The 10,303-nt window shown below is 63.0% G+C and carries 9 protein-coding genes; 4 read left to right on the forward strand and 5 right to left on the reverse strand.

Features of this window, described 5'->3' with window-relative positions:
* The first annotated feature begins 403 nt into the window (after positions 1 to 403).
* The gene (locus GYA94_RS23875; RefSeq protein ID WP_161893224.1) at positions 404 to 982 is read left to right on the forward strand and encodes a PBECR2 nuclease fold domain-containing protein; all 579 of its coding nucleotides are present in this window, start codon (positions 404 to 406) and stop codon (positions 980 to 982) included.
* Between the two features lie 195 nt (positions 983 to 1,177).
* Here the strand turns inward: GYA94_RS23875 and ycaC (GYA94_RS23880) are convergent, their stop codons facing one another.
* Positions 1,178 to 1,807, reverse strand: a complete 630-nt coding sequence (gene ycaC, locus GYA94_RS23880; RefSeq protein ID WP_009681627.1) for an isochorismate family cysteine hydrolase YcaC — start codon at positions 1,805 to 1,807, stop codon at positions 1,178 to 1,180.
* 178 nt (positions 1,808 to 1,985) lie between these two features.
* On the opposite strand from ycaC (GYA94_RS23880), the gene GYA94_RS23885 reads away from it, so the two are divergent.
* Both GYA94_RS23885 and GYA94_RS23890 read left to right on the forward strand, forming a co-directional pair.
* Complete coding sequence (locus GYA94_RS23885; RefSeq protein ID WP_110678609.1) at positions 1,986 to 2,897, forward strand: LysR substrate-binding domain-containing protein; 912 nt, start codon at positions 1,986 to 1,988, stop codon at positions 2,895 to 2,897.
* Positions 2,898 to 3,023: 126 nt separating this feature from the next.
* The gene (locus GYA94_RS23890) at positions 3,024 to 4,286 is read left to right on the forward strand and encodes an OprD family porin (RefSeq protein WP_161893225.1); all 1,263 of its coding nucleotides are present in this window, start codon (positions 3,024 to 3,026) and stop codon (positions 4,284 to 4,286) included.
* Positions 4,287 to 4,428: 142 nt separating this feature from the next.
* Here GYA94_RS23890 and GYA94_RS23895 read toward each other — a convergent pair whose 3' ends face one another.
* The 4 genes from GYA94_RS23895 to ycaC (GYA94_RS23910) form a co-directional block, all read right to left on the reverse strand.
* On the reverse strand, positions 4,429 to 6,270 hold the full coding sequence (locus tag GYA94_RS23895) for an amidohydrolase (RefSeq protein WP_161893226.1): 1,842 nt from the start codon (positions 6,268 to 6,270) through the stop codon (positions 4,429 to 4,431).
* A 315-nt stretch (positions 6,271 to 6,585) separates the two neighbouring features.
* Positions 6,586 to 7,404 carry an alpha/beta fold hydrolase gene (locus GYA94_RS23900; RefSeq protein ID WP_029886932.1) on the reverse strand — a complete coding sequence of 273 codons (819 nt, stop codon included), beginning with the start codon at positions 7,402 to 7,404 and terminating at the stop codon, positions 6,586 to 6,588.
* A gap of 37 nt (positions 7,405 to 7,441) precedes the next feature.
* Positions 7,442 to 7,750: a putative antibiotic biosynthesis monooxygenase gene (locus tag GYA94_RS23905; RefSeq protein WP_110678614.1), complete on the reverse strand. Its 309-nt coding sequence runs from the start codon at positions 7,748 to 7,750 to the stop codon at positions 7,442 to 7,444.
* A 114-nt stretch (positions 7,751 to 7,864) separates the two neighbouring features.
* Positions 7,865 to 8,494, reverse strand: a complete 630-nt coding sequence (gene ycaC / locus GYA94_RS23910) for an isochorismate family cysteine hydrolase YcaC (protein WP_110678615.1) — start codon at positions 8,492 to 8,494, stop codon at positions 7,865 to 7,867.
* Between the two features lie 289 nt (positions 8,495 to 8,783).
* Between ycaC (GYA94_RS23910) and GYA94_RS23915 the strand changes: the two genes are divergently transcribed.
* A complete protein-coding gene (locus GYA94_RS23915; protein WP_110678617.1) occupies positions 8,784 to 10,211 on the forward strand; it encodes a mechanosensitive ion channel family protein in 1,428 nt (475 codons plus the stop codon).
* Positions 10,212 to 10,303: the final 92 nt, after the last annotated feature.

The raw sequence follows: 10,303 nt of genomic DNA on the forward strand, positions 1-10,303 counted from the left end.
GCTCCCACAGGTTCTGCACTGGGTTTGAAGCTTGCGCGACACCTGTGGGAGCGGGCGAGCCCGCGAAAGGGCCGGTACCTGCGGGCGCTCACGGCTGTGGCTACAAAGCCCTGGAACACCTGGGCGAAACCGGCAAGAGCCTGTTCTGGGGCAACCTGGATGCAGTTGAAATGGCAGGAGGGTTGGTTGAAAGCATTGCTGGAGGGTATCGAGTCGCAGCCCGCAAGTTGAAGGGCATCACAGCCGCCATGAGCAGGCCGAGGTGCCTGGCCTGCTCAGCCTCAATATAGGAAACACCCTACACGGCGCGTCACCCCGCGTCTGATTGTTCGCCGCAACCCTTCTCTCTAGGCTCACTTCGCCGTCACCGCGTCAGCGGCACCTATCGCAGCCAGGTATCTCATTGAGCCCCAACCACCCAACCGCGAAAGTCGCCGAGAGCAAGCGCCAGAAGAATTGGGTTGACGAAAAGCTGCCCGACCTCAAAACGCTTGCGCGCGAACTACGCGCCCAGGCTATCGAATTACTAGCAGCTGCCGAGTCACATGACGCCGCAGTCGAACTTGCTGCGCAACACTTGGGCTTAGGGACAAAAGATGCCAGCCGGGTAGTCATCAGGAGCCCGATGGGTGACATCCTGATTCAGCGTAGCTGCATCCATCACATCGTCGAGAAGCGACAGGATGCCCGGGAGCGCTATGTCAAAGTCGCCCTCGATACCCTGATCGGACCATTTGAGGTGTGGCAGGTGGCATACACCAATGGCACCAACAGGCTGGCTTTTATAGGCGTCTACGAGACCAAGCGGCAGATGCTTGTGATTGTGACACTCGACAAAGGCAAAATGCTGTGGAATTTCATGCAGTGCGATGCAAAATCTCTGAACAAGCATCGCCACGGGAAGCTGCTCTATAAGCGGTATACATTGCTACCGAGCAAAGAAAAGGGCCACTGTCACCAGTGGCCCTGTAAGCATGCTTGATATTCATATACACACCCTCAAGCCGGGGTGTGGAGGTCTCACCCGACGCTGATGATTCAGCCATCGACGGGGTTCCTACGCCAGCTGTTGCCGCTGAATGGCAGCTGGTTTCGCGCTCAACTGAAACGCTATCAACACTCTTGTATCAAGTCAACGATCGCTCTTAGTGGAACTCAACCATCAGGTTACTTGGTGTTACTTCCCTGCAGTCAACGCGTTATAGCTGGTCATCAGGTTCCGATAATCCGGAATGTGGTTGGAGCACAGCGCCGCCAGCCCTTCCACATCATTGCGCCAGTCACGGTGCAGCTCACAGGCCACGCCAAACCAGGTCATCATCTGCGCACCGGCCTGGCTCATGCGGTCATGCGCCGCATCGCGGGTCATTTCGTTGAAGGTGCCGGAAGCATCAGTCACCACGAACACGTCAAATGCCTCTTCCAGCGCCGACAGCGCCGGGAACGCCACGCACACCTCGGTCACCACACCCGCAATGATCAGCTGCTTCTTGCCAGTCGCCTTCACCGCCTTGACGAAGTCTTCGTTGTCCCAGGCGTTGATCTGGCCGGGGCGAGCGATGTACGGCGCGTCCGGGAACAGCTCCTTCAGCTCCGGTACCAGCGGGCCGTTGGGGCCTTGCTCGAAGCTGGTGGTGAGGATGGTCGGCAGGTTGAAGAACTTCGCCAGGTCGGCCAGCGCCAGCACGTTGTTCTTGAACTTGTCCGGCTCGATGTCACGCACCAGCGACAGCAGGCCAGCCTGGTGGTCTACCAGCAGTACAGCGGCGTCGTCTTTGTTCAGGCGGTTGTAGGTGAATTTGCTCATGGTCTGTGCTCCAAAGGTTTATGAATTTTTCAGCTGTTCGGGGTGTTTCGCGTTGATGGACACAGATTAAAATCATCACCTTTGCGGTGGTAGTCAGCAGAATCTGGCTTTAGCGTTCCGTTTCGTGAACGATGGCTGTGTAGGGGCTGCCGGCAAGCCAAAACCCGGAGACCGATCATTGGAAGACCTCAACTCCCTCTACTACTTCACCCAAGTAGTCGAGCACGGTGGTTTCGCCCCGGCAGGCCGGGCGCTGGACATGCCCAAGTCGAAGCTCAGCCGGCGCATCGCCGACCTGGAGGAGCGCCTGGGCGTGCGCCTGCTGCACCGCACCAGCCGCCATTGCTCGCTCACCGAGATCGGCCAGGCCTACTACAACCGCTGCCTGGCCATGCGCGTGGAGGCCGAGGGTGCGGCGGAGATCATCGAGCGCAACCGCAGCGAACCGCGCGGGCTGGTGCGCATCAGTTGCCCGACCACCCTGCTCAATTCCTGGGTCGGGCCGATGCTGACCCGCTACATGCTCAAGTACCCGCAGGTGGAGCTGTTCATCGAAAGTACCAACCGCCGCGTCGACCTGCTGCACGAGGGCTTCGACATCGCTTTGCGGGTGCGCTTTCCACCGTTGGAAAACACCGACATGGTGATGAAGGTGCTAAGCAACAGCACCCAGTGCCTGGTCGGCCAACCTCAGTACCTGGAGCAGTTGCCCCAAGGTTTCGACCCGCAGTTGCTCAGCACGCTGCCCAGCCTGCACTGGGGTAGCGCCCAGCGCGAGTACCAGTGGGAGCTGTTTCGGGGTGAAGACAGCAGCCGCAGCATCGTCATCCCGCACAAACCACGCATGGTCACCGACGACCTGTTTGCCTTGCGCCATTTCGTGGTGGCCGGGGTCGGCATTGCGCACTTGCCAAGGGTGGCCGTGCGCGAGGACCTGGCGGCGGGGCGGCTGGTGGAGCTGATTCCGGACTGGCACCCGCGCTGTGGCATCGTGCATGCCATATTCCCGTCGCGGCGTGGGTTGCTGCCTTCGGTACGGGCGTTGATTGATCACTTGGCCGAAGAGTTTGCGGTCAGCGACATGGCTTGAGTCCTGAGCTGGCTTCTTCGCGGGCATGCCCGCTCCCACAGGTACCGCACAGGGCCCAGCACACCCTTACAAGACCCCTGGCCTATCCTTCACCCACACTCCCGGATCATCCGCCGGAGCCCCCCCATGATCCGCGCCACCCACGGACCAGGCCGCGCCCTGCTCGCCACCCTCGCCCTGTGCCCGGCACTCAGCCAGGCCGCTGAACCCGGCTGGTCGCTGCTCAGCCGCAATTACTTCCTGCACAGCGACTTTCGCTCACCTTCCGGCAGTGGCCAGAACTACCGCCAGGAATGGGCCCAGGGCTTCATCGGCGAGGTCCGCTCGGGCTTCACCGAAGGCACGCTTGGCGTCGGTATCGACGCCCATGGCTTTCTCGGTTTCAAGCTCGACGGCGGTCGCGGCCACGCCGGCACCGGCCTGCTGCCACGCGACAGCGATGGCCGCGCCGAGTCCGACTACTCCAGCGCCGGCGCCGCGCTCAAGCTGCGCCTGGGCAACACCCAGCTGCGCTACGGGGAAATGATGGTTGAAACCCCGGTGTTCGACACCGGCGACAAACGCCTGCACCCCGAATACGCCACCGGCTGGTTGGTCGAGAACAATGACCTGCCCGACTGGCGCCTGCAGGCCGGGCGCTTCACCGCCTTCAACAACCAGGACAACAGCTCGACCCACGACGACTTCAGCGGCTACGGCGCCACCACCCACAACCGCGCCATCAGCCTGGCAGGCGCCAGCTTCGCGCCCTCTGGCCCGTTCGGCGGCGCGTTATATGCCGGGCAGTTGCAAGACACCTGGCGCCAGGCCTACCTCAACCTGAACCTGACCGAAGGCAACTGGCGCCTGGACGGCAACCTTTACCACACCCGTGACACCGGTAGCGCCAGCGCCGGTGCGATCGACACGCTCGCCTACAGCCTGCTGACCAAGTACCGTTTCGGTGCCCAGGCGCTGAGCCTGGCCTATCAGAAGGTCGAGGGCGACACTCCGTTCGACTTCGTCGGTGGCGACTCCATCTACCTGGCCAATTCGATCAAGTACGCCGACTTCAACGGCCCTGGCGAGCGCTCGTGGCAACTGCGCTACGACCTCGACTTCGCCACCCTGGGCGTGCCCGGCCTGAGCCTGATGGGCCGTTACGTCAGTGGCCGCAACATCAATGGCAGCCATGCCCCGGCAAATGGGGCTTATGTGAACCAGTACGGCAACGGCGGCAAGCACTGGGAGCGCGACATAGACCTGAAATACGTGGTGCAGTCCGGTGCCGCCAAGGACCTGAGCCTGTCGTTCTCCCACGTCAGCCACCGTGCCAATCAGGCCCAGGGCGGCGATGACATCGACCGCCTCTACCTGATCATCGAATACCCGCTCAAAGGTAGCTTCTAAAGTCGGGCTTTCAGCGCGACCCTTCGCGGGCACGCCCGCTCCCACAGGGGATCGCGCATTTCTTGAGTTCAGCGCCTAACGTGTGGGAGCGGGCGTGCCCGCGAAGGGCTGCAAAGCAGCCCCTTCTTTTCGACACATCAGCTTAGAAAGCAAAGCACGAACAGCCCAGCGCCCCCCAGAACCCCTGGAAGTCATTGACCGGCACACTCGATTTGCGCGCCTTGTCATGGCTGTGCGCATGCACCCCGCACGGCCCCGAACACTGGTGCACGGCTGCCGCCAGCGACGGCGTACCCACGCGCCAGTGCCCCGGCACCTTGGCTACTGGAGACCACTCCGGCAGCACCGGCACCTGCGGTGGGCCGAGGCGGTCGAATTCGCCGGCACCGTACACAACCTTGCCATCGACAATGGTCAGCACCGACTCGATGCCCTTGATCGCCTCTTCCTCGACGCTGAAGAAGTCCAGCGACAAGGCCGCCAGGTCGGCCAGCTGGCCTACCTTGATCTGGCCTTTCTTGCCCTGCTCGCTGGAGAACCAGGCACTCCCCTGGGTGAACAGCTGCAGCGCGGTCTCGCGGTCCAGGCCTTCCTTGTACAGCTCCATGCCGCCAACGGTCTTGCCGCTGACCAGCCAGTACAGCGAGGTCCAGGGGTTGTAGCTGGACACGCGGGTAGCGTCGGTGCCCGCGCCGACCGGCACGCCCATCTCCAACATGCGTTTGATCGGCGGGGTCTGCTCGGCAGCCTTGGCGCCATAGCGGTCGACGAAATACTCGCCCTGGAAGGCCATGCGGTCCTGGATGGCGATGCCGCCGCCCAACGCACGCACGCGCTCGATGTTCTGCGGAGTGATGGTTTCGGCGTGGTCGAAGAACCACGGCAGGCCATTGAACGGGATATCGCGGTTGACCTTCTCGAACACGTCGAGCATGCGCGTGATCGATTCGTTGTAGGTGGCATGCAGGCGGAACGGCCAGCGCTGCTCGACCAGGTGGCGCACCACCGGCTCCAGCTCTTCTTCCATGGTCTGCGGCAGGTCCGGGCGCGGCTCGAGGAAGTCCTCGAAGTCGGCGGCGGAGAACACCAGCATTTCACCAGCGCCGTTGTGGCGCAGGAAGTCGGTACCGCTGTGCAGCTTGACGCTGGATGTCCACTTCCTGAAGTCGTCCAGTTCTTCCTTGGGCTTCTGGGTGAACAGGTTGTAGGCAATGCGCACTGTCAGCTGGTTGTTGTCGGCCAGCTCCTGGATCACCGAGTAGTCGTCGGGGAAGTTCTGGTAGCCGCCGCCAGCGTCGATGGCACTGGTCAGGCCCAGGCGGTTCAGCTCACGCATGAACTGGCGGGTCGAGTTGACCTGATACTCCAGCGGCAGCTTCGGCCCTTTGGCCAGGGTGGCGTAGAGGATCATCGCGTTCGGGCGGGCAATCAGCATGCCCGTCGGGTTGCCGAACTTGTCTCGCTGGATTTCGCCACCCGGCGGGTTCGGGGTGCTCTTGTCGTAGCCGACAGCCTTGAGTGCGGCACGGTTGAGCAAGGCGCGGTCGTAGAGGTGCAACAGGAACACCGGCGTATCGGGTGCAGCCTGGTTGATTTCTTCCAGGGTCGGCATGCGTTTTTCAGCGAACTGGAACTCGTTCCAGCCACCCACCACACGCACCCACTGCGGGGTAGGCGTGCGCGCAGCCTGGTCCTTGAGCATGCGCAGGGCATCGGCCACCGACGGCACGCCTTCCCAGCGCAGCTCCAGGTTGTAGTTCAGGCCGCCGCGGATCAGGTGCAGGTGCGAGTCGTTCAGGCCGGGGATGACCGTACGCTGCTTGAGGTCGACGATTTGCGTGCTGGCGCCCTTGTGGGCCATGGCCTCGGCGTCGTTGCCCACGGCGATGAAACGGCCGTCCTTGATGGCGACGGCGGTGGCAGTGGGCTTTTCGCGGTCAACGGTGTGCAGCTTGCCGTTGAACAGAATCAGGTCGGCGGTCATGGAACCTCCTTGGGTGGATGCGTGAGCGGAACCGGCGGCGCCGGTGAAGGGCAATGCAGACCAGAGCGCGCCGGCAGCACCCAGTACGGTGCTGCTGGCGAGGAACTGGCGACGAGTCTTGTCGTGGCGGTCCTGGGGCATGGTGTTCTCCGTCTCTGGGCGCGGCGGCGGCAGGCGCGCCTGCAGAGCATGCCGCCCGATACAAGGGCAAGGCTTGGATGGATGTGCGGTGGGGCTGTTGAAGGTTAGCCCTGATCAAGTTTTGTGTTGCCTGGGCTTGCCAGCGATTGGGGCCGCAAAGCGGCCCCGGCTTGTTCAGCGACTCAAGAACGCCAGCAGGTCCTCATTCAGCTGCTGCGCATGAGTCACGGCAAACCCATGCGGCGCGCCGGCGTACACCTTCAGCTCAGCCCCACGAATCTGCGCCGCCGCCTGCTTGCCGGTAGTCTCGAACGGCACGATCTGGTCGTCATCGCCATGAATCACCAACGTCGGTACATCGACCTTGGCCATGTCCGACCGGAAGTCGGTTTCGGAGAACGCCGTCACACAATCCAGGGTGGCCTTGAGCGACGCCATCAGCGCTATGTTCAAGGTCTGCGTCTGCACGCCCTGGGATACCTGCTGCCCATGGTTGATGCCATAGAACGGTGCGGCGAAGTCGGCGATGAACTGCGCCCGGTCGGCACGCAGGCCAGCCACGATACCTTCGAACACCGACAGGTCGACACCCTCGGGGTTGTCGTCACGCTTGCCGAACACCGGCGTAACGGCGCCCAGCAGCACCAGCCCGGCGACCCGCTCGGTGCCGTAGCGACCGATGTAGCGGCTTACGTCACCGCCGCCCATGGAGAAGCCCACCAGGGTCACCTCACGCAGGTCGAGGTGTTCGATCAGCTGGGCGATGTCATCAGCGAAGGTGTCGTAGTCGTAGCCGTTCCATGGCTGGCTCGAGCGCCCGAAACCGCGGCGGTCGAAGGCAATGGCGCGGTAACCGCGGCTGGCCAGGAACTCCATCTGCGTGTCCCACATGTCGGCATTCAGCGGCCAGCCGTGGCTGAACAGCACGGGCTTGCCGGTGCCCCAGTCCTTGAAGTAGATCGAAGTACCATCGCGGGTAACGAACGTGCTCATAGCGGTATCTCCTGGATTATCGAGGTCAGGGGCTGACTCAGCCGCGCAGCCAGTTGGCGCAGCGACGGGTCACCCAAGGCATGATGTAGAACACCACGGGCAGAATGACGAACAGGTTGACGATCAGGTTGCCGGTGATCGCGCCCCCCAGTTGCGGGTAGCGGGCAAACAGCGGCGCCAGCAGTTGCGGCACGACCATGGTCATCGGGCAGATCACCAGGTAGGTTAGCAGCGCCTGCTTCCAGCGCGGCGGTTGCGCGGCCGAGGTACCCGGCGTGCTATCGAGCACTTGGTGCTGCAGGCATACGGTCACCACTTCGCGGTTGTCTTGGAGTGCGGTGTTCATCGGCGTTCCTTGGGTGAGCTTGCCCACAGCCACTGTGCAACGGCCAACGGGCGCTGGATTGGATAAGTGTGCTGCCCTGCGCGGGCACCGGCTGAGGGTGCCCGCGGCTGCGGCTTACTTGTTGGCGTTGAAGGCGTTGTAGCTGGTCATGAGGTTGCGGTAGTCCGGGATATGGTTGGAGCACAGCGCGGCCAGGCCTTCAATGTCGTTGCGCCAGTCGCGGTGCAGCTCGCAGGCAACCCCGAACCAGGTCATCAACTGGGCGCCAGCGCGGCTCATGCGGTCATGGGCGGCGTCGCGGGTCATGGCGTTGAAGGTGCCGGAGGCATCGGTAACCACGAACACGTCGAACTCTTCTTCCAGGGCGGCCAGCGCCGGGAAGGCTACGCACACTTCGGTGACCACGCCGGCGATGATCAGCTGCTTCTTGCCGGTGGCTTTCACCGCCTTCACGAAGTCTTCGTTATCCCAGGCGTTGATCTGGCCTGGGCGGGCGATGTACGGCGCGTCCGGGAACAGGGCTTTCAGCTCCGGGACCAGCGGGCCGTTGGGGCCTTGTTCGAAGCTGGTGGTGAGGATGGTCGGCAGGTTGAAGAACTTGGCCAGGTCAGCCAGGGCCAGTACGTTGTTCTTGAAGGCATCCGGCTCGATGTCGCGCACCAGCGACAGCAGGCCAGCCTGGTGGTCGACCAGCAGTACGGCGGCATCGTCTTTGTTCAGGCGGTTGTATTTGAAGTGGGTCATGGTCGTTGCTCCATAGGGTTTGAAGTTCAGCAAGTTGGGTGTTTCGCGTTGATGGGAGAAGATTAAAACCGTCACCTTTGGAGCGGTAGATAGCGGTTTTTGGCTTTAGCGTTCTGTTTCGGGAACGATAGATTGGCGCTGGATTTGCTGGCCTCTTCGCGGGCTTGCCCGCTCCCACAGGGACCGCATCTCGCTCAGGGCGGGTTTACCCGCATGCAGGCGCCCATTGCCTGCCCGGCCAACCTGCTCTATTACTACCCACAGCCCTCCCCTCACTCCCGAGACCACCATGCTGGCGTTCATCCAGTCGTCCCCGTTGCTGCTCGGTACTGCCCTGATCCTGATCGACCTCGTAATCTGGCAGTTGATCCCCCTCCAGCACCGGGCCTGGCGCATCGGTATGCGGCTGGTGCTTTTCCTGTTGTTCAGCGCGGTGCTGGTGGCCGCCGGCATGAGCCCGCTGCAGCCACCGCCCTGGCCGGACGATGTGCCGCGCAACCTGATGGCCACGGTATTGGCCATCGGCTGGTGGCTGTTTGGCGCGCGCACGGTCACCGTGGTGTTCGGCCTGTTGCTGGTAGCGCGGGGTAGCCACGGCGGGCGCTTGCTGCAGGACGTGCTGGGGGCGCTGATCTTCCTTGCCGCGGTAGTCGCGGCCGCAGGCTATGTGCTGCAGCTGCCAGTCAAGGGCCTGCTGGCCACCTCGGGCGTGATGGCCATCGTCATAGGCCTGGCGTTGCAGAGCACGCTGGCTGACGTGTTCAGCGGCATCGTGCTGAACACCACGCGGCCCTACCAGATTGGCGATTCGATCGCGATCGACGGCACCGAAGGCAAGGTGCTGGATATCGACTGGCGGGCCACGCGCCTGCTCACGGGCACAGGTAGCCTGGCGGTGATCCCCAATTCGGTGGCGGCCAAGGCGCGCCTGCTCAACCACAGCAGGCCGGCGGATGTGCATGGTGTGTCGATCAACGTGGTAGTGCCGGCCAAAGTGCGGCCCAGGCGGGTGTTCGACGCACTGGAAAAAGCCCTGCAGGGCACCAGCGCGATCCTTGCTTCACCTGCGCCCAAGGTGTCGGTCAAGGCCTCGACACTGGAGTCGGTGGAGTACGAGGCCAGCGGGTTCATTGCCGACATGGGCGGCAAGACTGCGGCACGCAACCAGTTGTTCGACCTGGCGCACCGCCACCTGGAGGCGAGCGGGGTGATGTGGAACGTCGACCTGGCCATGCCGCCACGCAGCCGCCAGCGCGAAGTGCTGGACGAGGTGCGGGTGTTCCGTTCGCTAAGCGCTGAAGAGCGTGACGCACTGAGCCAGCGCATGACGGCGGTGGAGTACCTGGCGGATCAGGTGATCCTGGAGGTAGGCGCGCATTCCGAGCATTTGCTGGTGATTGGCAGCGGCGTGGTGTCGGCCTCTGTGCGCGATGGCGACAAGCTGCTGGAGGCCGGGCGCATGGGGCCGGGCGAGGTGCTGGGGGTCGAGGGGATCATCGACGAAGACGAGTCACTGGCCGAGTTTCGTACACTGACCAGCTGCGTGCTGTACCGCATCGACAAAGAGCAGGTGAAAAGTTGCCTGGCGCAACGTGGCGATGTGCAGACGGCGCTGAGCAAGTTGCAGCGGTTCCGGCGCCAGAGCCGGGAGTCGTTGTTGCTGCAGAAGCCGGCCCTGATCAAGAAGGGCGGCTTCCTCAGCTGGTTGCACAAGTAAGCCTGTACTGGCCCTATCGCCGGCAAGCCAGCTCCCACATTGACCGCACAGGCCTCAGGGCTTATGCAGTACCTGTGGGAGACTCTATGGTT

This window comes from Pseudomonas juntendi, from assembly GCF_009932375.1.
Lineage (GTDB): Bacteria > Pseudomonadota > Gammaproteobacteria > Pseudomonadales > Pseudomonadaceae > Aquipseudomonas > Aquipseudomonas juntendi.